This window comes from Streptomyces sp. NPDC002835 (assembly GCF_053591995.1).
This window is the reverse complement of the sequence record NZ_JBSFUW010000031.1, coordinates 68,972-92,143: the sequence shown is the minus strand read 5'-3', so window position 1 is coordinate 92,143 and position 23,172 is coordinate 68,972. Positions and strand designations below refer to the sequence as shown.

General features: G+C 73.5%; 22 protein-coding genes. 12 read left to right on the top strand and 10 right to left on the bottom strand.

The genetic code is table 11. The features are described 5' to 3' along the window. Window positions 1–26 precede the first annotated feature (26 nt). Genes ACWD01_RS27690 through ACWD01_RS27675 form a run of 4 tightly spaced genes read right to left on the bottom strand, consistent with a single transcriptional unit; the run spans window position 27 to window position 3,543 of the window. On the bottom strand, window positions 27–824 hold the full coding sequence (locus ACWD01_RS27690) for an SDR family oxidoreductase (protein WP_451165517.1): 798 nt from the start codon (window positions 822–824) through the stop codon (window positions 27–29). Window positions 825–833: 9 nt separating this feature from the next. Continuing rightward, complete coding sequence (locus tag ACWD01_RS27685; protein ID WP_451165516.1) at window positions 834–1,931, bottom strand: NAD(P)H-dependent flavin oxidoreductase; 1,098 nt, start codon at window positions 1,929–1,931, stop codon at window positions 834–836. Then, window positions 1,928–2,689: a CoA-transferase subunit beta gene (locus tag ACWD01_RS27680; RefSeq protein WP_451165515.1), complete on the bottom strand. Its 762-nt coding sequence runs from the start codon at window positions 2,687–2,689 to the stop codon at window positions 1,928–1,930. The genes ACWD01_RS27685 and ACWD01_RS27680 overlap by 4 nt, the downstream gene beginning before the upstream one ends. Further along, window positions 2,686–3,543 carry a CoA transferase subunit A gene (locus ACWD01_RS27675; RefSeq protein ID WP_451165514.1) on the bottom strand — a complete coding sequence of 286 codons (858 nt, stop codon included), beginning with the start codon at window positions 3,541–3,543 and terminating at the stop codon, window positions 2,686–2,688. Before ACWD01_RS27675 ends, ACWD01_RS27680 begins: the two co-directional genes overlap by 4 nt. Window positions 3,544–3,659: 116 nt before the next feature. Here ACWD01_RS27675 and ACWD01_RS27670 point away from each other — a divergent pair, with 116 nt between their 5' ends. Next, on the top strand, window positions 3,660–4,421 hold the full coding sequence (locus tag ACWD01_RS27670; RefSeq protein WP_451165513.1) for an SDR family oxidoreductase: 762 nt from the start codon (window positions 3,660–3,662) through the stop codon (window positions 4,419–4,421). Here ACWD01_RS27670 and ACWD01_RS27665 read toward each other — a convergent pair. Then, window positions 4,406–5,323 (bottom strand): SDR family oxidoreductase, encoded by a 918-nt coding sequence (locus tag ACWD01_RS27665; protein ID WP_451165512.1) that lies wholly within the window; start codon window positions 5,321–5,323, stop codon window positions 4,406–4,408. The two genes, ACWD01_RS27670 and ACWD01_RS27665, sit on opposite strands and share 16 nt — an antisense overlap. Window positions 5,324–5,447: 124 nt before the next feature. Between ACWD01_RS27665 and ACWD01_RS27660 the strand changes: the two genes are divergently transcribed. Continuing rightward, window positions 5,448–6,218 (top strand): enoyl-CoA hydratase family protein, encoded by a 771-nt coding sequence (locus tag ACWD01_RS27660; RefSeq protein WP_451165511.1) that lies wholly within the window; start codon window positions 5,448–5,450, stop codon window positions 6,216–6,218. Window positions 6,219–6,249: 31 nt separating this feature from the next. Here ACWD01_RS27660 and ACWD01_RS27655 read toward each other — a convergent pair whose 3' ends face one another. The 3 genes from ACWD01_RS27655 to ACWD01_RS27645 all read right to left on the bottom strand — a co-directional run bounded on the left by ACWD01_RS27655 (window position 6,250) and on the right by ACWD01_RS27645 (window position 9,448). Continuing rightward, on the bottom strand, window positions 6,250–7,407 hold the full coding sequence (locus tag ACWD01_RS27655; protein ID WP_451165510.1) for an acetyl-CoA C-acetyltransferase: 1,158 nt from the start codon (window positions 7,405–7,407) through the stop codon (window positions 6,250–6,252). Between the two features lie 65 nt (window positions 7,408–7,472). Next, on the bottom strand, window positions 7,473–8,171 hold the full coding sequence (locus ACWD01_RS27650) for a TetR/AcrR family transcriptional regulator (protein ID WP_451165509.1): 699 nt from the start codon (window positions 8,169–8,171) through the stop codon (window positions 7,473–7,475). 110 nt (window positions 8,172–8,281) lie between these two features. Beyond that, complete coding sequence (locus ACWD01_RS27645) at window positions 8,282–9,448, bottom strand: acyl-CoA dehydrogenase family protein (protein ID WP_451165508.1); 1,167 nt, start codon at window positions 9,446–9,448, stop codon at window positions 8,282–8,284. A 78-nt stretch (window positions 9,449–9,526) separates the two neighbouring features. Between ACWD01_RS27645 and ACWD01_RS27640 the strand changes: the two genes are divergently transcribed. From ACWD01_RS27640 to ACWD01_RS27625, 4 genes are read left to right on the top strand one after another with little or no spacing between them, the layout of a single operon-like run. Further along, window positions 9,527–10,375 carry an enoyl-CoA hydratase gene (locus tag ACWD01_RS27640; protein ID WP_451165507.1) on the top strand — a complete coding sequence of 283 codons (849 nt, stop codon included), beginning with the start codon at window positions 9,527–9,529 and terminating at the stop codon, window positions 10,373–10,375. Then, entirely contained in the window at window positions 10,375–11,619 is a 1,245-nt protein-coding gene (locus tag ACWD01_RS27635; RefSeq protein ID WP_451165506.1) for an acyl-CoA dehydrogenase family protein, read from the top strand. Before ACWD01_RS27640 ends, ACWD01_RS27635 begins: the two co-directional genes overlap by 1 nt. Further along, on the top strand, window positions 11,619–12,626 hold the full coding sequence (locus ACWD01_RS27630) for an acyl-CoA dehydrogenase family protein (protein ID WP_451165505.1): 1,008 nt from the start codon (window positions 11,619–11,621) through the stop codon (window positions 12,624–12,626). The genes ACWD01_RS27635 and ACWD01_RS27630 overlap by 1 nt, the downstream gene beginning before the upstream one ends. Further along, on the top strand, window positions 12,623–13,696 hold the full coding sequence (locus ACWD01_RS27625; RefSeq protein WP_451165504.1) for an acyl-CoA dehydrogenase family protein: 1,074 nt from the start codon (window positions 12,623–12,625) through the stop codon (window positions 13,694–13,696). The genes ACWD01_RS27630 and ACWD01_RS27625 overlap by 4 nt, the downstream gene beginning before the upstream one ends. A 46-nt stretch (window positions 13,697–13,742) precedes the next feature. Here ACWD01_RS27625 and ACWD01_RS27620 read toward each other — a convergent pair whose 3' ends face one another. Both ACWD01_RS27620 and ACWD01_RS27615 read right to left on the bottom strand, forming a co-directional pair. Beyond that, window positions 13,743–14,768, bottom strand: coding sequence for a LacI family DNA-binding transcriptional regulator (locus tag ACWD01_RS27620; RefSeq protein WP_451165503.1), 1,026 nt, complete (start codon window positions 14,766–14,768; stop codon window positions 13,743–13,745). Window positions 14,769–14,925: 157 nt separating this feature from the next. Beyond that, window positions 14,926–15,246, bottom strand: a complete 321-nt coding sequence (locus tag ACWD01_RS27615) for an L-rhamnose mutarotase (protein ID WP_451165502.1) — start codon at window positions 15,244–15,246, stop codon at window positions 14,926–14,928. Window positions 15,247–15,481: 235 nt separating this feature from the next. Between ACWD01_RS27615 and rhaI the strand changes: the two genes are divergently transcribed. From rhaI to ACWD01_RS27585, 6 genes are all read left to right on the top strand, one after another. After that, the gene (rhaI, locus tag ACWD01_RS27610) at window positions 15,482–16,642 is read left to right on the top strand and encodes an L-rhamnose isomerase (protein WP_451165501.1); all 1,161 of its coding nucleotides are present in this window, start codon (window positions 15,482–15,484) and stop codon (window positions 16,640–16,642) included. 57 nt (window positions 16,643–16,699) lie between these two features. Continuing rightward, a complete protein-coding gene (locus ACWD01_RS27605) occupies window positions 16,700–18,739 on the top strand; it encodes a bifunctional aldolase/short-chain dehydrogenase (RefSeq protein ID WP_451165500.1) in 2,040 nt (679 codons plus the stop codon). Next, window positions 18,736–20,184: a rhamnulokinase gene (locus ACWD01_RS27600; protein ID WP_451165499.1), complete on the top strand. Its 1,449-nt coding sequence runs from the start codon at window positions 18,736–18,738 to the stop codon at window positions 20,182–20,184. The genes ACWD01_RS27605 and ACWD01_RS27600 overlap by 4 nt, the downstream gene beginning before the upstream one ends. A 72-nt stretch (window positions 20,185–20,256) precedes the next feature. Beyond that, a complete protein-coding gene (locus tag ACWD01_RS27595; RefSeq protein WP_451165498.1) occupies window positions 20,257–21,024 on the top strand; it encodes a (Fe-S)-binding protein in 768 nt (255 codons plus the stop codon). After that, window positions 21,021–22,496, top strand: coding sequence for a LutB/LldF family L-lactate oxidation iron-sulfur protein (locus ACWD01_RS27590; protein WP_451165497.1), 1,476 nt, complete (start codon window positions 21,021–21,023; stop codon window positions 22,494–22,496). The genes ACWD01_RS27595 and ACWD01_RS27590 overlap by 4 nt, the downstream gene beginning before the upstream one ends. Further along, window positions 22,493–23,137 (top strand): LutC/YkgG family protein, encoded by a 645-nt coding sequence (locus tag ACWD01_RS27585; RefSeq protein WP_451165496.1) that lies wholly within the window; start codon window positions 22,493–22,495, stop codon window positions 23,135–23,137. The genes ACWD01_RS27590 and ACWD01_RS27585 overlap by 4 nt, the downstream gene beginning before the upstream one ends. The last annotated feature ends 35 nt before the right edge of the window (window positions 23,138–23,172 follow it).

The window sequence follows — 23,172 nt, the reverse complement described above, 5'->3', positions numbered from 1 at the left end:
CGGCCGCCGGGGCCGCGGGGGCCGGGTCAGGGGTGGCGACTGCTGACGGAGACGACCTCGCCGGTCATGTACGAGGCGTAGTCGCTGGCCAGGAAGACCATGACGTTGGCGACCTCCCAGGGCTGCGCGGCGCGGCCGAACGCCTCGCGGGAGCTGAGCTCGGACAGCAGCTCGTCGCTGGTGACCTTGGCCAGGTGCGGGTGCACCGCGATGCTCGGGGCGACGGCGTTGACGCGGATGCCGTGCCGGGCGACGTCCAGGGCGCTGCACCGGGTCAGCGCCATCACACCGGCCTTGGCGGCGGCGTAGTGGGCCTGGCCGCGCTGCGCGCGCCAGCCGATCACCGAGGCGTTGTTGACGATCGCGCCGCGCCCGGCGGGGATCATGTGGCGCAGGGCCGCGCGGGTGGCCTTGAAAGTGCTGGTGAGGGTGACGGCCAGGACGCTGTCCCACTGATGGTCCGTCATGTCGACGACGCTGGCCGTGCCGCCGAGGCCCGCGTTGTTCACCAGGACGTCGATGCCTCCGTACTCCGCGGCCGCCGCGTCCATCAGGCGGTCGATCTGCGCGCCGTCGGTGACGTCGCAGGGGACGGCCAGCGGGCGGTCTCCGGTCAGCTCCTCGAGCCGGTCGGCGGCTTCTTTCAGCCGCTGTTCGTGCCGGTCGCTGACGGTCACGCGGGCGCCCTCCTCGGCGCAGCGGCGGGCGGCGGCGAAGCCGATGCCTGTGCCGGCGGCGGCTGTGACGACGACCGTGCGGCCGGCGAGCAGCCCATGGCTTACCGGGTAAGCGGCGGGCGCGGTGGGGTCGGTCGGTGCGGACATCCGTACTCCTCAGCTCGCAGGGAGGCGGTCGTCCGGCGTACGGCCCAGCCGCGTCAGGATCTCGTCCGCCGATGTCATGATCCGGGTGATCAGCTCCGCACAGCTCGGCAGGTCGTCGATGAGGCCGACCACCTGGCCGGTGGCCATGACCCCGATGTCGGCGCGGCCTTCGAGCAGGGCGGTGCGGTAGAGCATCGGCGCGTTGGCCGCCATCACGACCTGGCTCCAGGTCAGTTCGTGTTCCCGCCGCATGGCCAGCCCCTCCCGCACCAGTTCGGACCACCGCGCCCCCGACATCCGGCGGAAGGCGACGGCGTTGCGCACGGCGCGCAGGGTGCGGACGGGGCCCGAGCTGCTTTCGAGCCGGTCGACCGGGCCGGCCCGCAGGACCCGTTGGGGTATGCCGTCGATCTGCCGGGTCAGCACGGTGTCGGTGACGGACTTGGCGAGATAGACCTCTTTGACCTGCCGTGCGACGGGCGAGTCGCTGGTCAGTAGGAAGCGGGTGCCCATGGCGATCCCGTCGGCGCCGTAGGCCAGGGCGGCGACCAGGCCGCGGCCGTCGAAGTAGCCGCCCGCGGCGATGACGGGGATGTCCACGGCGTCGCGGACCTGCGGCAGCAGCAGGCTGGTCGGCACCTGGCCGGTGTGGCCGCCGCCCTCCCCGCCCTGGACGACGACCGCGTCGACGCCCCAGCCGGCCACCTTCTCGGCGTGGCGCCGCGCGCCGACGGAGGGGACGACGATCAGGCCGCCCTCCTTGCAGCGGGCGATGAGCTCGGGCCGTGGGGCGAGGGCGAAGGAGACCACCCGTACGCCGCCGCGGATCAGCAGGTCGATGCGCCGGCCGATGTCGGGCTGGTCGGCGCGCACATTGACGCCGAACGGCCTGTCGGTCGCCGACCGGACTGCGGCGACGGCCCGTTCGAGCTCGGCGAGGCCGAGGAGGCCGGCGGAGAGGATGCCCAGGCCGCCCGCCTCGGCGGTCGCCGCGGTCAGCGCCGCGTCCGAGACGTGGCCCATGCCGGTCTGGACGATGGGGTGTTCGACGCCGAACAGCTCGCAGGCCCGGGTGCGCAGCGCCGGGTGCGGGGGTGGGCGGTTCATGCCGCGACCTCGGCGTCACGCAGCCGCCTCGGGTCGATGACCTCCCGTACGAGCCGGAGTTCGTCGTCCGTGGGCAGCCGGGTGCGCGCCGGTTCGCCGCCGTGGGTGAGCAGCGGGAAGCCGGTGCGTTCGCGGACCTCTTCGACGCCGACCCCGGGGTGCACGGACACCAGGCGCAGGGCGCCGGACCGTGACTCGAAGTCCAGTACGGCGAGTTCGGTGACGACTCTGCGCAGGTCGTGGTAGCGGCGGGCGGCGGGGCCCGCCGCGGCCGCCGAGTCGGTGCCGACGCCCGCCACCATGTCGACGCGGGGCACCAGGGCCCGGGTGGTGTGCCGGGGAATCCAGTAACTGACCGGGTGGCAGACGGTGTTGCCGGGGGCGCCCCGGACTCCGACCAGTTGGACCTCCGGCCGGGCGTGTGGGCCGATGGCGGAGATGTTGACGTTGCCGTGGGCGTCGATCTGGGTGGGGATCATCATGGCGTGCCGCTTGCCGCTCCAGACGAGGTCGAAGACGGTCCGGAACGGCGCCCAGCCCTCGATCACGCCGTCGGCCGGTGCGCCGACCGGCCAGGTGCCCTGCATCAGACGGGCCTCGCCGTCGGTGAGCAGCAGGTCGGGCGAGAAAGTGTGCCGGGCCAGCCGGACGCCGATCGCCGGGATCGTGCCGAAGGCGCTGGCGAGGATCTCGCCGTTGCCGCGGAAGGCCTCGGCGCAGGCGACCGCGCAGACCTCGGCCCTGGTCACGTCGCTCATACCGGCCTCCCCCCGGCGGCCGGGCGCCGTTCGCAGGGCTCCTCCCCGGCGAGGTAGCGCCGGTGGAAGCCGGCCCATGCCTCGGGGTCGCCGGCCGCGGTGACGTACGCGCGCTGGTACGCCTCGTCCCGCTCGTAGTCGGGGACGCACGAGGTGAAGTGCGCACCGCCCGGGGCCTCCACGACGCCTGTCACGGCGAGGCGCCGGACGACGACGGTCGACGGGTGGGCGGTGCGGGTGAGTTCGGCGGTCGGCACGATCCGTTCGCAGGAGACGAAGGCGTGTTCTGCGGCGCCGCAGAAGAGGTCGTCGAAGTACGGGTCGGGGCCCAGGCACTGGGCGTTGCCCGCGGCGTCGGCGCGGTTCAGGTGCACCAGGGCGGCGTCGAGCGGGAGGGCCGGCATGGCGACCAGTTCCTCGCCGCTGCCGTACGGGTCGGGCACGGTGCGCAGGCCCGGGTTCACCGTCATGACGTCAGAGCCGAGGCCCGCGCGGGTCGGCAGGAAGGGCAGCCGCAGGGCCGCCGCGTACAGGCCCCACTGGAGCATCCCCTCGTCGTACTCGGCGACCTCGAACCGGCCCGCCTGGCGGGCGGCGCGGAAGTGCGGGTCGAGCGCGACGGTGTCCAGCGAGACGAACCCGAAGACGAGCCTGCGGACCCTGCCCGCGGCGCAGAGCAGGCCGACGTCGGGGCCGCCGTAGGAGACGACGGTCAGATCCGTGACGTCGGAGCGCAGGATCTCGCGCACCAGCGCCATGGGTTTGCGCCGCGAGCCCCATCCGCCGATGCCGATGGTCATGCCGGAACGCAGCCGGCCGGCCACCTGCTCCCCGGTCATCCTCTTGTCGCGCATCCGCGGCTCCTGACGGCCCGTCATTCGAACCTAGCAAACGTTTGGTAGAAACATTAGGCTGGGCGTCCGGCCGCCCGTCAAGGGAACGGTCGCGCACCGAGCGATGTGGGGAGCCGATGGACTTCGCGGGCAGAGCGGTGATCGTCACCGGCGGCACCAGGGGCATCGGCCGGTCGATCGCGGAGGCGTTCCTGGCCGTCGGCGCCGACGTCGTCGTCTGCGGGCGCGGTGAACCGCCCTCGCTGCCCGAGACGGGCGGACGGAGCGCGCTGTTCCGCCGCACCGATGTACGCGACCCCGCGGCGGCGGAGGATCTCGTCGACCACGCCGTGAGCCGCTTCGGACGGCTGGACGTCCTCGTCAACAACGCCGGGGGCTCCCCTGACTGCGACGCGGCGACGGCCTCGCCACGGTTCGTCGAGAGGGTCGTGGCGCTCAATCTGCTGGCCCCGTTCCACATGGCCCAGGCCGCGAACCGGGTGATGCAGCGGCAGAACGGCGGCTGCGTCGTCAACATCGGCAGCGTCTCCGCGCACACCCCGCAGCCCGGCACGGCCGCGTACTCGGCCGCCAAGGCGGGGCTGCTCGCGCTGACCAGGGCGCTGGCCCTGGAGTGGGGGCCGCGGGTGCGCGTCAACCACATCACGGTCGGCCCGGTACGGACCGAGGACGCCACCGCCGGTGAAGGGGACGCTCTCGGCCGGGTCGTCCCCCTGCGGCGGACGGCCGTCCCCGAGGACGTCGCCGGGGCCTGTCTGTACCTGGCCGGGCCGTCGGCCGGCTACGTCAACGGCGCGGACCTGGCCGTCCACGGCGGCGGTGAGCTGCCCGCCCGGTATCTGGCCGCGCGGGGGCGACTGGGCTACCGCGCCCCGTAGACGGGCCCGGGAGGCTCGGCCGCCGCCAGCAGTTCGCGGGCCGCCGCGCCCGCCTCCTCGGGCGTCCGGCGCCCCGCCGCGTCGGCGGCCGGCCCCGGCCGCCAGCCCTCCATGACCGTGATCCGGCCGCCCTCGGCCTCGAAGACCCGGCCGGTCACCCCAGAGGAGGCGGCGGAGCCGAGCCACACCACCAGCGGGGACACGTTCGCCGGCGCCATCGCGTCGAACCGCCCCGCGGCCGGCGCCGCCATCGCGCCGGCGAACGTCCGCTCCGTCATCCGCGTACGGGCGGCCGGCGCGATCGCGTTGACCTGCACGCCGTAGCGGGCCAGCTCCGCGGCCGCGACGAGGGTCAGGCCCACGATGCCGGCCTTCGCGGCCGCGTAGTTGGCCTGCCCGACGCTGCCCAGCAGGCCCGCGCCCGACGTGGTGTTGACCACCCGGGCCCGCGGCACGCGGCCCGCCTTCGCCTCCGCGCGCCAGTGCGCGGCAGCGTGCTTGAGCGGCAGGAAGTGGCCCTTGAGATGGGCCCTCATGACGGCGTCCCAGTCGTCCTCGGTCAGGTTGACCAGCATCCGGTCGCGCAGAAAGCCCGCGTTGTTGACGAGGGTGTCGAGGCGGCCGAAGGCGTCGAGCGCGGCGGCGACGAGGGAGGCGGCGCCCTCGGTGGTCGCGATGTCGCCGTCGTGGGCCACCGCTCGGCCGCCGAGCGACCGGATCTCTTCGGCGACCTGGCGGGCGGGGCCGGTGCTTGCGTCTGCGCCCGTGCCGTCGAGTGCGACGCCGAGGTCGTTGACTACCACCCGCGCGCCCTCGGCGGCGAAGGCGAGCGCGTGCGCGCGCCCCAGGCCGCGCCCGGCTCCGGTGACGACGACGACACGTCCTGCGCAGAGTCCGGTCACGGTCCGCGTCCTTCCGGTGTACGGCAGCGTCCGGCGGTTGACCCCGGCCGGTGGTCCCGAGGCCTGCTAACGTCTACCTAACAAACGTTTGGTAAGGGCCACTTGAAGGGTAGCTGATCTGCTCATGGGTGTCTCCACCTCCACCGCGGAACCGGGCGTCGCCGTCGTCACCGTGGACTTCCCTCCGGTCAACGCCCTGCCGGTACAGGGCTGGTACGACCTGGCCGGCGCGGTGCGCGCCGCGGGCGCCGATCCCGGCGTGCGCTGTGTGGTGCTCACCGCCGAGGGCCGGGGCTTCAACGCGGGCGTCGACATCAAGGAGATCCAGCGCACGCCCGGCCACGACGCGCTCGTCGGCGCCAACCGCGGCTGCTACGAGGCGTTCGCCGCCGTCTACGACTGCGAGGTGCCCGTCGTCGCCGCCGTGCAGGGCTTCTGCCTCGGCGGCGGCATCGGGCTGGCCGGGAACGCCGACGCGATCGTCGCGAGCGACGACGCGACGTTCGGGCTCCCGGAGCTGGAGCGCGGGGCGCTCGGGGCCGCGACGCATCTGTCCCGGCTGGTGCCGCCGCATCTGATGCGCACCCTGTACTACACCTCACGGACCGTCACCGCCGCGGAGCTGCACGGGCACGGCTCCGTGTGGCGGATGGTGCCGCGCGGGGAACTGCGCGCGGCCGCGCTGGAACTGGCGCGGGAGATCGCGGCGAAGGACGGCGGCCTGCTGCGGCTGGCGAAGGCGGCGATCAACGGCATCGACCCGGTCGACGTCCACCGGAGCTACCGGTTCGAGCAGGGCTTCACCTTCGAGGCGAACCTCAGCGGAATCGCGGACCGGCACCGGGACGCGTTCGTGTCCGCGAAGCGCCCGGCACCCGGGGACGCCGGGCGTTGAGCCGGCGGCGACCGCGGGGCCCGGCGCGGGGTCAGAGCCGTTCGATGATCGTGACGTTGGCCTGGCCGCCGCCCTCGCACATGGTCTGGAGTCCGTAGCGGCCGCCGGTGCGCTCGAGTTCGTGCAGCAGCGTGGTCATCAGCCTGGTGCCGGTGGCGCCGAGGGGGTGGCCGAGCGCGATGCCGCCGCCGTTGACGTTGACCTTCGCCGGGTCCGCTCCGGTCTCCTTCAGCCACGCCAGGACGACGGAGGCGAACGCCTCGTTGATCTCGACCAGGTCGATGTCGTCCATCGACAGGCCGGTCCTCTTCAGCGCGTACGCGGTGGCCGGGATCGGCGCGGACAGCATCCGGACGGGGTCCTCGCCGCGGACGGAGAGGTGGTGGACGCGGGCGCGGGGCGTCAGGCCGTGTTCGCGTACGGCCCGTTCCGAGGCGATCAGCATCGCCGAGGCCCCGTCGGAGATCTGGGAGGAGACGGCGGCGGTCAGCCGACCGCCCTCGGTCAGGGGTGGCAGAGCGGCCATCTTCTCCGGGCCGGTGTCCCGGCGCGGCCCTTCGTCGGTGCGCACGTCCTCCCAGGGGACCGTCTCTCGTGCGAAGCGGCCCTCGTCGACGGCCCGTACGGCCCGCCGGTGTGACCGGAGCGCGTACTCCTCCATGGCCTCGCGGCTGATGCCCCACTTCTCCGCGATGAGCTCCGCGCCGTGGAACTGGTCGACCGGCCGGTCCCCGTAGCGGGCGCGCCAGCCCTTCGAGCCGGCGTAGGGGCCCTCGGTGAGACCGAGGGGTTCGGTCGCCCGGCGGCTCGCGTACGCGATGGGGATCTGCGACATGCTCTGCGTGCCGCCCGCGACAACGAGGTCCTGGGTGCCGGAGAGCACTCCCTGCGCGGCGAAGTGCACGGCCTGCTGGGAGGAGCCGCACTGGCGGTCGACGGTCACTCCCGGCACCTCCTCCGGCAGCCCGGCGGCGAGCCAGCAGGTGCGGGCGATGTCACCGGCCTGCGGGCCGACCGTGTCGACGCAGCCGAGGACGACGTCCTCCACGGCGGCCGGGTCGGCGCCGGAGCGCTCCATCAGGGCGCGCAGCACATGTGCGCCGAGGTCGGCCGGGTGGACGGCGGACAGGCCGCCGCCGCGCTTGCCGACCGGGGTGCGGACCGCTTCGACGATGTATGCCTCGGGCATGGCTTCGGCTCCTTCTCCGAGGGCTCCGGGCTCCGGGGCTTCCGGGGCTCGGGCTCCGGTGGCTGTTACGTGGGCGCGCTCCCGAGGGCGATGCCGTCGAGGACCATGGACAGGTACTGCCGGGCGATCTCGTCGGGGCTGTGCAGACCGCCCGGCCGGTACCAGGACGCGGCGACCCACACGGTGTCGCGCACGAAGCGATAGGTGAGCCGGACGTCCAGGTCGGCGCGGAAGACCCGGTCGGCGACCCCGCGCTCCAGGGTGCCCAGCCAGGCCTTCTCGAACTTCTGCTGCGAGTCCGTGAGGTACGCGAAGCGGGGCTGGGCCGCGAGGTACCGGGACTCCTTCTGGTAGATCGCCACGGCCGCGCGGTGGCGGTCGATCTCGCGGAAGGACTCCACGACGAGCGCCTCGATGGTCTCCCTCGGGCCGAGGTCGGCGGCCAGTACGGCGTCGTAGCCGGCCCACAGTTCGTCCAGGAAGGTGGAGAGGATCTCGTCGAGCATCGACTCCTTGGAGTCGAAGTGGTAATAGAGGCTCCCCGCCAGCATTCCGGCCGCGTCGGCGATCTTGCGGACGGTGGTGGCGTTGTAGCCCTGCTCGGCAAAGACCTCGGCGGCGGTGCCGAGCAGTTCACGGCGGCGTTCTGGCGGGGCGCTCACGGCCTTCCTCCGGCCGGCGGCCGGCGTCGCCTTCTTCTCTGCCGGCGCGTCGCTGACCGGCGCCTTCTTGTCGTCCGGCGCGTTGCCGCTGGGCGCGTTCATGCGGGGCACATTACTTTTCGGCACGCTGCCATTGTCGTCCCCCGCCCACCGGCGGATGCCCCGGGCCGTCGCCCGGCGCAGGAGTTCCCACGGCGTGGGCGCGGCAGCGTTCATCCACGCGCCTCCCTGGGCAGGCCGAGCACCCGCTCGGCGATGATGTCGCGCTGGATCTCGTTCGATCCGGCGTAGATCGTGTCGGCGCGGGAGAAGAGGAACAGCCGCTGCCACGCGTCGAGCTCGTACGGCTCCCCCGCGGCCAGCATGCCCCCGGCCCCGCGGACGTCCATGGCGAGTTCGCCGAGGCCGCGGTGCCAGGTGGCCCAGAAGATCTTGCCGATCGACGCCTCCGGGCCCGGCGCGCCGGCCGCGACCGCGTCGAGCATGCGCAGGGCGTTGCAGCGGACGGCTTCCAGACCGATCCAGGCGTGTGCGAGCCGGTCGCGGATCAGCGGGTCGCCGGCCGCGCCGTTGCGCCGGGCCAGGTCGATCAGCGCCTCCAGCTCCCGCCGGAAGCCGACCTGCTGGCCGAGGGTGGAGACGCCACGTTCGAAGCCGAGGGTGGCCATGGCCACCGTCCAGCCCTCCCCCGGCGCCCCGACGATGTTCGACGCCGGGGTGCGCGCACGGTCGAAGAACACCTCGTTGAACTCCGAGGTGCCGGTGAGCTGGGTGATCGGCCGGACCTCGACGGCGGGCTGGTCCATGGGCACCAGCAGATACGAGAGACCGTCGTGGCGCACGGAGCCCGGCTCGGTGCGGGCGAGGACGAAGCACCAGTGGGACGCGTGGGCGAGCGAGGTCCAGGTCTTCTGGCCGGTGACGACCCACGCGTCGCCGTCCCGTTCGGCCCTGGTGCGCACCGCGGCCAGGTCGGAGCCGGCGTCCGGCTCGCTGTAGCCCTGGCACCACAGCTCGTCGGCGGCGGCGATCGGCGGGAGGAAGCGGGCGCGCTGCTCCGGTGTGCCGAAGGCCATCAGCGTGGGGCCGACGAGCTGTTCGCCGATGTGGTTGACGCGAGCGGGCGCGCCGGACTCGGCGTACTCCTCGTGGAAGGCCACCTGCTGTTCGAGGGTGGCGCCGCGGCCCCCATACTCCTCGGGCCAGCCGACGCAGGTCCAGCCGGCGGCGGCCATGTGCCGCTCCCAGGCGAGGCGTTCGGCGAAGGCCTCGTGCTCCCGGCCCGGGCCGCCGCAACCGCGCAGGCCGGCGAAGTCGCCGGTGAGGTTGGCGGCCAGCCAGCTCCTCACCTCGGCCCTGAACTCCTCCACGGCGTCCATGCACCGGCTCCCTGCGGATCTCGACGGCCCACGGCCCGTACGTTAACCTACCAAACACTTGTTAGGGAAGGAGGGCGGATGTCCGCTGTCCCGACGGAACCGGTCCGCTACGAGGTACGGGGCCCGGTCGCCCTGGTCACCATGGACCGGCCCGAGTACCGCAACGCCCAGAACTCCGCGATGACCTACGCCCTGGACCGGGCCTTCTACCGCGCCGCCGACGACGACGCCGTGAAGGTCGTCGTGCTGGCCGGAGCGGGCGGGCACTTCTCCGCCGGCCACGACATCGGCACCCCGGAGCGCGACGCCCATCTGCCGTTCGACCGCACGGCCGGACTGTGGTGGGACCACTCGGACAAGCCGGGCGCCGAGAGCCGCTTCGCCCGCGAGTCCGAGGTGTATCTGGGGATGTGCCGGCGGTGGCGGGAGCTGCCCAAACCGGTGATCGCCTGTGTACAGGGCGCGTGTGTGGCGGGCGGGCTGATGCTCGCCTGGGTCTGCGACCTGATCGTCGCCTCCGAGGACGCGTTCTTCGCCGACCCGGTGGTCCGGATGGGCATCCCCGGTGTCGAGTACTTCGCCCATCCCTGGGTGATGCCGCCGCGGATCGCCAAGGAGTTCCTCTACACCGGCGACCGGATGAGCGCACGGCGCGCGTACGAGGTCGGGATGGTCAACCGTGTCGTGGCGCGCGGCGAACTCATGGACCACACCATGGAGTTGGCGGTGCGGATCGCCGAGATGCCGCGGATGGGGCTGGCACTGACCAAGCGCGCGGTCAACCAGGCCGAGGACCTCCAGGGCCTGCACACCGGGACGGACTCCGTCTTCGGGCTGCACCATCTCGCGCACGCGCACAACGCGGAGACCGCTCAGGACCCGCTCGGCGGCATGGACGTCCGCGCGATGAAGGAGGCCGGGTCCTGATGGACCTCGAACTGACGGCCGAGCAGCGGGCGTTCCGCGACGAGGCACGCGCCTGGCTCACCGCCCACGTCCCCGCCGTACCGCTGCCGTCGCTGGAGACCGCCGAGGGTTTCGCGGCCCACCGGGAGTGGGAGCGCACGCTGGGCCGGGACGGCTGGTCTGCCGTCGCGTGGCCGGAGCGGTACGGCGGACGCGGTGTCTCTGTCATGGAGTGGTTGATCTTCGAGGAGGAGTACTACGCGGCCGGGGCGCCGGGCCGGGTCGCCCAGAACGGCATCAGTCTGCTCGCCCCGACCCTCATGGAGCACGGCAGCGAAGCCCAACGGGCCCGGATCCTGCCGGACATGGCGAGCGGTGCGGTGATCTGGGCACAGGCCTGGTCGGAACCGGAGTCCGGCTCCGACCTCGCCTCCCTGCGCTCCACCGCCACCCGCACCGACGGCGGCTGGCTGCTCGACGGGCAGAAGACCTGGTCGTCGCGGGCCGCCTTCGCCGACCGCGCCTTCGGCCTGTTCCGCAGCGCGCCGGCCACGGATCGGCCGCACCGGGGTCTGACGTATCTGATGGTTCGGCTCGACGCCCCCGGTGTGACGGTCCGGCCGATCGGCCGGCTCGACGGGAAGCCCGCGTTCGCCGAACTCTTCCTCGACAGCGTCTTCGTGGCCGACGAGGACGTCATCGGCGAACCGGGCGACGGCTGGCGCGTGGCCATGAGCACCGCCGGGAACGAGCGCGGCCTGACGCTGCGCAGCCCGGGGCGCTTCACCGCCGCGGCCGGGCGGCTGAGGGAGCTGTGGCGGGAACGGGGGGAGGCGTCCGACACGGCGCTGCGCGACCGGGTGGCCGACGCGGTCATCGGCGCGGAGGCGTACCGGCTGTTCGCCCTCGCCACCGCCTCGCGTACCGCCGACGACGGCCCCGGCCCGGGCGGCTCGGCCGGAGGCGGCTCAAGAGCAGGCGGCTCGGACAGGGGCGGCCCGGCCGGAGGCGGCGCGGCCGGGGCGGAGGCCAGCCTCAACAAGGTGTTCTGGTCGGAGCTGGACATCGCGCTGCACGAGACCGCGCTCGACCTGCTCGGCCCGTACGGGGAGCTCGGCGACCTGGCCGAGGAGGCCCCGGACCACGGCAGTTGGGCAGAGGGGTACGTCTTCTCACTGGCCGGCCCCATCTATGCCGGCACCAACGAGATCCAGCGCGACATCATCGCGGAGCGGCTGCTCGGTCTGCCGAAGGGGCGTCGCTGATGCGGTTCCTCCTCGACGCCGCGCAACGGGACTTCGCCCGCTCCCTGAACGCCATGCTGTCGGCGGCGGACACCCCGGCCGCCGTACGGGCCTGGGCGGCGGGCGACAGCGCGCCCGGCCGCGCCCTGTGGGCCCGGCTCGCCGAGGCGGACGTCTTCGCCCTGGCCGTTCCGGAGCGCCACAAGGGACTCGGCCCGCTTCCCGTCGAACTCTCCGTGGCCTTCACGGAATTGGGCCGCCACGCGGTGCCCGGCCCGCTCGTCGAGACGGTCGCCGCGGCGGCCCTTCTGGACAGGCTGGGCGACGACGGCACAGCGGGAGACCTGCTGCCGGGCATCGCGTCCGGCGGGACGGTCACCTCCCTCTGTCTGCTGTCCGACGCCCAGCCCTTCGCCCTGGACGCCGCGGCGGCCGACACCGTCCTCGTCGTCGAGGGCGACGTCCTGCGGCTCGCGGAGTCCGCCGGGCCCGTCCAGCGGTCCGCCGACCCGGCGCGCCGGCTGGCCCGCCCCGGCCCCGGCCCGGTCCTGGCCCACGGCCCCCGGGTGCGCGCCGCGGCGGACCACGCGGCCGACGTGGCAGCGCTCGCCACCGCGGCGCAGTCCCTCGGTCTGGGCCGGGCGCTGCTGGACGCGACCGTGGCCCACGCCCGGCGGCGCGTCCAGTTCGGCGTCCCCGTCGGCTCCTTCCAGGCCGTCAAGCACCGGCTGGCCGACACCCTGATCGGGCTCGAGTTCGCCCGGCCGCTGCTGTACGCCGCCGCGCTCGCCCTCGCCAACGGCGAACCGGGGCAGGCGGCCGGGGTCTCGGCGGCCAAGGTCGCCGCCTGTGAGTCGGCCTGCACGGCTGCCCGTACGGCGCTGCAGATCCACGGAGCCGTCGGCTACACCGACGAGCTCGCCCTCTCGCTGTGGATCCGCAAGGCCCGCCCACTCCGCGACGCCTGGGGCACCACCGCCCGGCACCGCGCCCGCGTGCTGGCGCAGCAGGCGGGCGGCGGACGGTGAGGCCGACGAAGGAACACGAGGAGCTGCGGAGCGCCGTACGGTCGCTGCTCGCGCGCCACGAAGGGGCGTCCGCCTGGCGGCCGTTGACCGAGCAGATCGGCGTCGCGGGGCTCGCGGTCCCGGAGGCGTACGGCGGGTTCGGTGGCGGTGCCCGCGAAGTGCATGTGGTGATGGAGGAGTTGGGGCGCCGGCTGAGCCCGGTGCCCGCCCTCGGGTCGGCGGTGGTGACCGTGCAGGCACTGCTCGCCTCCGGGGACACGGCGGCCTGCGCGCGGCTGCTGCCGCGACTGGTGTCGGGCGGCGACGTCGGAGCGCTGGCCTGGGCGGAGCGGGGTTCCTGGGACCCGGCAGCGGTACGGGCCAAGGCCGTGGCCGGCCCGGCCGGACGGTGGCTGCTGACCGGGACGAAGGAGCATGTCCTGCACGGCGCGGAGGCGGACGTGCTGCTGGTGGCCGCGCGTACCGACGCCGGGGTCTCGCTCTTCCAGGTGGACGCCGGAAGCGCGCGGGTCCGCCGGGAGGCGCTGGTCACCCTGGACGGGACGCGCGCACAGGCACGGGTGGTGCTCGACGCGGCCGAGGGCCGGCTCGTCGGCGGGAACGGCGACGGGGGCCGGGTGCTGGCGCGGGTCCTCGACCTGGCCTGCACCGCGCTGGCGGCGGAGCAGGCCGGCGCGGCCGCGCGATGTCTGGAGATCACGGTCGCCCATGTGAAGGACCGGGTCCAGTTCGGCCGGCCCATCGGCTCGTTCCAGGCGGTGAAGCACCGCCTCGCCGACGCGTACGTCCAGGTGGAGGCGGCGCGCTCGGTCGCGCTGGGCGCGGCGGCCGGGGCGGACGCGGCGGCACCCGGGGCGAGCCGGCTTGCGGCCGCCGCCAAGTCCGCCTGCTCGGAGGCGTTCTCCGCGGTCGCGGGCGAGATGATCCAGCTCCACGGCGGCATCGGCATCACCTGGGAGCACGACGCCCACCGCTACTTCAAGCGCGCCCACGCCGCTGCCCAGTTGTTCGGACCGCCCGCCTGGCACCGGTCCCGCCTGGCCGCCGGCCTGGGGCTGCCGGCCGGGTGAACGAGGCCCCGGTGCGTACGGGCCCCCGGGCCCCTGCGGAGCCGGCTCAGCGGGCGGAGAGGCTGGAACGCCGGACGACCAGTTCGGGCTGGAGCACCACCCGGCGGTGCTCGTGCGCGCGCCCGCCGCCCTGCGCCTCGGTCTCCTCCAACAGCAGTTCCGCGGCCATCGTGCCCATGGTGACGGCCGGTTGCCGCACCGACGTGAGCGGGACGGCCGCGGCGGCCGCGAACTCGATGTCGTCGTAGCCGACGATGGCGAGGTCGTCGGGGACCGCGACACCGGCCGCGTACAGGGCCTGGAGAACACCGAGGGCGAGCAGGTCGTTGGCGCAGAAGACGGCGGTCGGGCGGTCGGCGAGGCCGAGGATCCGGGCGCCGGCGTCGCGTCCCGCGCCGACGTCGAGCCGCTCGGTCGGCAGCTCGCGCAGCGCTTCCGGCCCGAGGCCGGCCTCGGCGAGGGCGTTCAGTGCGCCGGTGCGGCGGTCCCTGACCTGGTTCAGGTTCGGCGGGCCGCTGACGTAGGCGATGGAGCGGTGCCCCGCGTCGAGCAGGTGCCGTACGGCCAGCGCGCCGCCCGTCACGTCGTCGACGGAGACCGAGCACTCGGTGAGGCCCTCGGCGACGCGGTCGACGAGGACGAAGGGGATGTTGTGGCGGCGGAAGGCGGCGACGGTCCTCCCGGTGGCGTCGGCCGGGGTCAACAGCACGCCCCGGACCCGCTGTTCGGCGAAGAGCGACAGATATTCGGCCTCCTCGCCGGGGCTCTGGTCGCTGTTGCAGACCATCACGCCGAGGCCGGCCTTCCGGGCGGCGCGCTCGGCCCCGCGTGCCACGTCGACGAAGAAGGGGTTGCCCATGTCAAGGACGAGCAGTCCCATGATCCTGCTGCGGCCGGCGCGCAACTGGCGTGCGGACTCGCTGCGGACGTAACCGAGCCGGTCGATGGCGGACAGCACCCGGGCCCGGGTCTCGGCGGCCACCGAGTCCGGCCGGTTGATGACGTTCGACACCGTGCCCACGGAGACGTTGGCGGCGCGAGCGACGTCCTTGATACCCACCGACTGGGACATCAGGCAGGAACCTCCGAGAGGACGAGTGGGCGAGGGGCGGGGAGCGAGGGGGCGCGAGACGAGTGCCGAGGGGCGGCCGGGGCGCATCACACTACCGTCACGCCGTCTCGGGAGCCGCCCCGGTCAGACGCCCGGCCCGGCACCGGCGGCCGGGTCCTCAGGCGAGATGGAACACCTCGGTGAGGGGCTTCATCGCCTCGTCGGGACGGGCGCCGTCGAGCGATTCGAAGAACGGCGCCATCTCGGCCTGCCAGCGGGCGTTCACCTCGGTGGCCTCCATCGCGGCCCGCGCCGCGGCGAAGTCCTCGGTCTCCAGACAGCCGACCAGCAGGCCGTCGTCGCGCAGGAAGAGCGAGTAGTTGTGCCAGCCGGTGGCCGAGAGCGCTTCGAGCATGTCCGGCCACACGGCCGTGTGCCGTTCGCGGTACTCGGCGATCCGGTCCTCGCGGACCTTGAGGACGAAGCAGACGCGCTGCACGGGTGCGCTCCTAGCTGTGAAGGGTTGATGAAAGGTTTCAACACACCCTTGGGACGTTAAGCAGGGACAGCCCGTCCGGTCAAGGAAAACGCCGGCGCACCGCGCCTGACCGGACCGACGCGCGACCGGCCGACAGGGTTGACACCTCCACCCGAGCGCCCTTAGCTTCGCTTTTGAATCGTTTCATAAAGACCTTCGACCAGCCCCTTCCGACCGATGTCACAGGAGCCCTGCAGTGACCGATCTCGCCGCGGTGAAGGCCGCACTCAAGACCCAGGCCATCGAGACGCCGTCCTGGGCGTACGGGAACTCGGGGACCCGCTTCAAGGTGTTCGCCCAGCCGGGAGTGCCGCGCACCCCGTGGGAGAAGCTGGACGACGCCGCGCGGGTGCACGCGCACACCGGCGCCGCCCCGTCCGTCGCACTGCACATCCCGTGGGACAGGGTCGACGACTACGCCGCCCTCGCCGCGCACGCCGAGAAGCTGGGCCTGCGGATCGGGGCGATCAACTCCAACGTCTTCCAGGACGACGACTACAGGCTGGGCTCGGTGACGAACCCCGACCCGCAGGTGCGCCGCAAGGCGATCGCCCATCTCCTGGACTGCGTCGACATCATGGACGCCACCGGGTCCAGGGACCTGAAGCTGTGGTTCTCCGACGGCACCAACTACCCCGGCCAGGGCGACATCCGCTCCCGCCAGGACCGGCTCGCGGAGGCGCTCGCGGCCGTCCACGACCGGCTCGGCGACGACCAGCGGATGCTCCTGGAGTACAAGCTCTTCGAGCCGGCCTTCTACACGACGGACGTGCCGGACTGGGGCACGGCGTACGCGCACTGCCTCAAGCTGGGCGACAAGGCGCAGGTCGTCGTGGACACCGGACACCACGCGCCGGGCACCAACATCGAGTTCATCGTCGCGGTGCTGCTGCGTGAGGGGAAGCTCGGCGGATTCGACTTCAACTCGCGCTTCTACGCCGACGACGACCTGATGGTGGGCGCCGCCGACCCGTTCCAGCTGTTCCGGATCATGTACGAGGTGGTGCGCGGCGGCGGCTTCACGCCCGACGTCGCCTTCATGCTCGACCAGTGCCACAACATCGAGGCGAAGATCCCGGCGATCATCCGCTCGGTGATGAACGTGCAGGAGGCCACCGCGAAGGCGATGCTCGTGGACCACGACGCGCTGACCGCGGCGCAGGCGGTGGGGGACGTGCTGGCGGCCAACGCCGTGTTCATGGACGCGTACAACACGGATGTGCGGCCGCTGCTGGCGCAGGTCCGCGAGGAGCAGGGGCTCGACCCGGACCCGGTGGCCGCGTACCGGGCGTCCGGCTGGCAGGAGCGGATCGCCGCCGAGCGGGTCGGTGGGCAGCAGGCGGGCTGGGGGGCCTGACCCCGCTACGCCTGCCGGAGCTCCCGTACGTCATCTTCCCGAAGGACTGATCTCATCATGGCCGTTCATCCCGAAGCCGCCGCGCTGCTCGCCCGTTCGCACCGGCTCGGCGCCGATCCCCGTAACACCAACTACGCCGGCGGCAACACCTCCGCCAAGGGCGCCGCGACCGACCCCGTCACCGGCGGCGACGTCGAGCTGATGTGGGTGAAGGGCTCGGGCGGCGACCTGGGCACGCTCACCGAGGGCGGGCTCGCCGCCCTGCGGCTGGACCGGCTGCGCGCCCTCACCCATGTCTATCCGGGTGTGGAGCGCGAGGACGAGATGGTCGCCGCGTTCGACTACTGCCTGCACGGCAAGGGAGGCGCCGCGCCCTCCATCGACACGGCCATGCACGGCCTGGTGGACGCCGCCCATGTCGACCACCTGCATCCCGACTCCGGTATCGCGCTGGCCTGCGCGGCCGACGGCGAGAAGCTGACCGCCGAGTGCTTCGGCGACACGGTGGTGTGGGTGTCGTGGCGGCGGCCCGGGTTCCAGCTCGGTCTGGACATCGCGGCGGTCAAGGCGGCCAACCCGCAGGCCGTCGGCTGCGTCCTCGGCGGCCACGGCATCACCGCCTGGGGCGACACCTCCGAGGAGTGCGAGCGCAATTCGCTGCACATCATCCGCACCGCGGAGGCGTTCCTCGCCGAGCGCGGGAAGCCGGAGCCCTTCGGTCCGGTGATCGAGGGGTACGAGCCGCTGCCCGAGGCCGAGCGGCGGGAGCGGGCCGCGGCCCTGGCGCCGCACGTCCGTGCCGTCGCGTCCAAGGACCGGCCGCAGGTCGGCCACTTCGACGACTCCGCGGCCGTCCTCGACTTCCTGGCCCGGGCCGAGCACCCCAGGCTGGCGGCCCTGGGCACGTCCTGCCCGGACCACTTCCTGCGGACCAAGGTCAGGCCGCTGGTCCTGGACCTGCCGCCGACGGCCGCGGCGGACGAGATGGTCGCCCGGCTCGGTGAGCTGCACGCCGCGTACCGCGAGGAGTACGCCGCCTACTACCGGCGGCACGCGCTGCCCGACTCCCCCGCGATGCGCGGCGCCGACCCGGCGATCGTCCTGGTGCCGGGCGTGGGCATGTTCAGCTTCGGCAAGGACAAGCAGACCGCCCGGGTCGCGAGCGAGTTCTACCTCAACGCGGTCAATGTGATGCGCGGTTCAGAGGCGGTCTCCGCCTACCGGCCCATCGACGAGGCGGAGAAGTTCCGCATCGAGTACTGGGAGCTGGAGGAGGCGAAGCTGCGGCGGATGCCCGCGCCCAAGCCGCTGGCCACGCGTGTCGCCCTGGTCACCGGCGCCGGTTCCGGCATCGGCCGGGCGATCGCGCACCGGCTGGCCGCCGAGGGCGCGTGCGTCGTGGTCGCGGACCTGGACGCCGCGAACGCGGCCGCCGTCGCCGAGGAACTCGGCGGGCCGGACAAGGCGGTCGCCGTGACCGTCGACGTGACGTCCGAGGAGCAGATCGCCGACGCGTTCAAGGCGGCGGTCCTCGCCTTCGGCGGGGTGGACCTGGTGGTCAACAACGCCGGTATCTCCGTCTCCAAGCCGCTGCTCGAGACGACGGTGAAGGACTGGGACCTCCAGCACGACATCATGGCCCGCGGTTCGTTCCTCGTCTCCCGCGAGGCGGCCCGGGTCATGACCGCGCAGCGACTGGGCGGCGACATCGTCTACATCGCCTCGAAGAACGCCGTCTTCGCCGGCCCGAACAACATCGCCTACTCGGCCACCAAGGCCGACCAGGCCCATCAGGTGCGGCTGCTCGCCGCCGAACTCGGCGAGCACGGCATCCGCGTCAACGGCGTCAACCCGGACGGCGTCGTCCGCGGCTCCGGCATCTTCGCCGGCGGCTGGGGCGCGCAGCGGGCCGCCGTGTACGGGGTGCCGGAGGACAAGCTCGGCGAGTTCTACGCCGGGCGGACGCTCCTCAAGCGGGAGGTGCTGCCCGAGCACGTGGCGAACGCCGTCTTCGCGCTCACCGGCGGCGACCTCACCCACACCACCGGACTGCACATCCCGGTCGACGCCGGTGTCGCCGCGGCCTTCCTGCGATGAGCGGGGCCGTGAAGTCGTACGCCGCGGTCGACCTCGGCGCGTCCAACGGGCGGGTCATGACCGGCCGCGTCGGCCCCGGCACCCTGGAGCTGACCGAGGCGCACCGCTTCCCCAACCGGCCGGTCCGGCTGCCCGAGGGGCTGCGCTGGGACATCCTCGGGCTCTACGCCTGCGTCCTCGACGGGCTGCGGGCGGCCGGGCGGGTCGACTCGGTCGGCATCGACGGCTGGGCCGTCGACTACGGGCTGCTCGACGCGGACGGCGCCCTGCTCGGCAACCCCGTCCACTACCGCGACCCGGGCACCGAGGGGATCGCGGAAGCGGTGCGGGCGGCGGTGCCCGCCGGCGAGCTGTACGCGGCGACCGGGCTCCAGGACGCGCCCTTCAACACGCTGTACCGGCTCGTGGCCGCCCGTTCCTCCGGCCGGACGTCGCTCGCGAAGCGCCTGCTGCTCGTCCCCGACCTGATCGCGTACTGGCTCACCGGTGAGCCGGGCACCGAGCTGACCAACGCCTCGACCACCCAGCTCATCGACCCCGTGACCCGCGACTGGGCGCACGGGATCGCCCGCCGGCTGGACGTCGACCTGGGCCTGTTCGCGCCGCTGAGGCAACCCGGCGACCCGGCCGGTGTGCTCCGTCCGGAGGTGCTCGAGCAGATCGGGGCGACCGGTCCGGTGCCGGTGACGGCCGTCGCCTCGCACGACACCGCGTCCGCGGTGGCCGCCGTACCCGCCACGGGCGAGCGGTTCGCGTACATCTGCACCGGCACCTGGTCGCTCGCGGGCCTGGAGCTGGACGCTCCCGTGCTCACCGAGGCGAGCCGCGCCGCCAACTTCACCAACGAGCTGGGGCTGGACGGCACGGTCCGCCATCTGCGGAACATCATGGGCCTGTGGCTCCTCCAGGAGTGCCTGCGGGCCTGGGGCGACCCCGGTCTGGGCGAGTTGCTGCTGGCCGCGGAGAGCGTGCCGGCGCTGCGGTCGGTGGTGGACGCGGGCGACCCGGCGTTTCTCGCGCCGGGGCGGATGCCGGAGCGGATCGCGGAGGCGTGCCGGGCGTCGGGGCAGCCGGTGCCCGGCTCCCCCGCCGAGATCACCCGCTGCGTCCTCGACTCGCTGGCCCTCGCCCACCGGCGGGCCGTCGAGGACGCCCAGCGGCTGGCGGACCGCCCGGTCGACGTCGTGCACGTCGTCGGCGGCGGCGCCCGCAACGCGCTGCTGTGCCGGCTGACGGCCGACGCCTGCGGGCTGCCGGTGGTGGCGGGGCCGGCGGAGGCGGCCGCGTTCGGTAACGTCCTGGTGCAGGCACGGGCCCAGGGGGTCGTCGGCGACCGGTGGCACATGCGGGAACTGCTCGCCCGTACGCAGCCATTGACGCGGTACGAGCCACAGGGCGGCACGGCCCCGTGGCGCGCGGCGCAGGCCCGGCTCGCCGGGGGCTGAGCGGCCCGCCCCGGCAGCCGTGCGGCGTACCGGCGCCGCACCCGTCCGACGATCGACGACAAGGAGTCCGCGATGCGTGTCGCCCTGTTCCTGACCTGCGTCAACGACACGCTCTACCCGGACACCGGGCGGGCCGTGGTGAAACTGCTGACCAGGCTGGGTGTGGAGGTCGACTTCCCGATGGGCCAGACCTGTTGCGGCCAGGCCCACTACAACACCGGTTATCGGCACGAGGCCGAGCCGCTCGCCCGCCGCTTCGCGGACGTGTTCCGCGACTACGACGCGATCGTCACGCCCTCCGGGTCGTGCGGGGCGATGGTGCGGGAGCTGTACCCGCGCATGGGCGAGCGTGCCCGGGCCGAAGGGCGCGGCGACTCGCTGGCCGCCGCCCTGGCGCCGGTGGTGCCGAAGACGTACGAGCTGACCGAGTTCCTGGTGGACGTGCTGGGCGTGACCGATGTCGGGGCGCACTATCCGCACCGGGTGACGTACCACCCGACCTGTCACGGTCTGCGCGGCCTCGGACTCGGCGACCGTCCCCGGCGGCTGCTGGCGGCCGTCAAGGGGCTGGAGCTGGTGGAGCTCCCGGGCGCGGAGGAGTGCTGCGGCTTCGGCGGCACGTTCGCCGTGAAGAACCCCGACGTCTCGGCGGCGATGGGCGCCGACAAGGTGCGCAGCGCCGAGTCGACCGGCGCCGACGTGCTGTGCGCGGCCGACAATTCCTGTCTGATGCACATCGGCGGGACGATGGCCCGGCTGAGGACGCCCATGCGGCCCGTCCACCTCGCGGAGATCCTGGCGAGCACGGAAGACGACGCAGAAGAGGAGACCGGGGCATGAGCGGAACCTTCGTCGGTATGCCGGCCTTCCCCGAGGCCGCGCGGCAGGCCGTCCACGACCCCACGCTGCGCGGCAATCTCCGGCACGCCACCCGTACGATCCGCGCCAAGCGGGAGAAGGCCGTGGCGGAGCTGTCGGACTGGGCCGAGCTGCGGGAGGCGGGCCGGCGGATCAAGGATCACACGCTGCGCCATCTCGACCGTTATCTCGTGCAGTTGGAGAAGTCCGTCACCGCCGCCGGCGGCACCGTCCACTGGGCCGCCGACGCCGAAGAGGCGAACCGGATCGTGACCGGGCTGGTCCGGGCGACCGGCGAGAGCGAGGTCGTCAAGGTCAAGTCGATGGCCACGCAGGAGATCGGCCTCAACGAGGCGCTGGAGGCCGCGGGCATCCACGCCTACGAGACCGATCTCGCCGAGCTGATCGTGCAGTTGGGCAAGGACCGGCCCTCGCACATCCTGGTCCCGGCGATCCACCGCAACCGTGGTGAGATCCGGGACATCTTCCGCTCCGAGATGGGCGAGTGGGGCCGTCCGGCGCCCGAGGGGCTGACCGACACGCCCGCGGAGCTCGCGGAGGCCGCGCGGCTGCATCTGCGGGAGAAGTTCCTGCGCGCCAAGGTCGGCGTCTCCGGCGCCAACTTCATGGTCGCCGAGACGGGCACGCTGGTGGTGGTCGAGTCCGAGGGCAACGGGCGGATGTGCCTCACCCTCCCCGAGACGCTGATCTCGGTCGTCGGCATCGAGAAGACCGTGCCGACCTGGCGGGACCTGGAGGTGTTCCTGCAGACGCTCCCCCGCTCCTCGACGGCGGAGCGGATGAACCCGTACACCTCGATGTGGACGGGCACCTCCGACGGGGACGGTCCGACGGCGTTCCATCTGGTGCTGCTGGACAACGGCCGCAGCGACACCCTCGCCGACGAGGTCGGCCGGCAGGCGCTGCGCTGCATCCGCTGCTCGGCGTGCCTCAACGTCTGCCCGGTGTACGAGCGGGCCGGCGGTCACGCGTACGGCTCGGTCTATCCGGGGCCGATCGGCGCCATCCTCAGCCCCCAACTGCGGGGCACGGGAAGCGAGATCGACGCCTCGCTGCCGTACGCCTCGAGTCTGTGCGGGGCCTGCTACGAGGTGTGCCCGGTCGCCATCGACATCCCCGAGGTCCTGGTGCATCTGCGCGAACGGGTCGTGGAGGGCGGCCCGGTGACTCGGCGCGGCGAGAAGGTGGTGCTGAAGCCCGCGAAGGGGCACGCCGCCGAGCGGGCGGCCATGCGGGCCGCCCGGTGGGCCCTCAGCAGGCCCGGAGCGTTGCGCGCCGGACAGCGGCTCGCCTCGCGCACCCGCCGCCTCCATCCGCGGACGCTGCCCGGGCCCGGCCGGGCGTGGAGCGGCACCCGGGACCTTCCGGCGGTGCCGGCGGAGCCGTTCCGGGACTGGTGGCAGCGGACCGGCGGCGGGAAGGACACGAAATGAGCAGCAGGGAACGCGTCCTGGGCCGGGTCCGGCGCGCGCTGGCCGACGTGCCCGCCGACGACACCCCGTACGAGCAGGCGGTCGAGCGCGCCTATCTGCGTGAGCACGTGTCCGGGGACACCGGCCGGACGGTGGCGCTGCTCGCCGAGAACCTCGCGGACTACCGGGCGGTCGTGCACCACTGCGACGCGGCCGGGCTGGCGGAGACGATCGCCGGGCTGCTCGACGCCCGCGGCGCGTCGTCCGTGCTCGTACCGCCCGGGGTGGACGAGCGCTGGCTGTCGGCCACCTCCGCCGTGCGGGTGGCCGACCGGCCGGAGAGCACGCCGGAGGATCTGGACCGGGTGGACAGCGTGGTCACCGGCTGCGCCGTCGCGATCGCGGAGACGGGGACGATCGTGCTCGACGCCTCGCCCGACCAGGGCCGGCGCCGCGTCACTCTCGTTCCCGACCACCACATCTGCGTGGTGCGCGTCCCCGGCCAGGTCGTGTCGTCCGTGCCGCTGGCACTGGAACGGCTCGACCCGGTACGCCCGCTGACGTGGATCTCCGGCCCGTCGGCCACCAGCGACATCGAACTCGACCGGGTCGAGGGGGTGCACGGTCCGCGCACCCTGGAGGTGGTGCTGGTGACGGACTGAGCCCGGGCGCACTGTTCTGGGCGCGGGACCGGGGG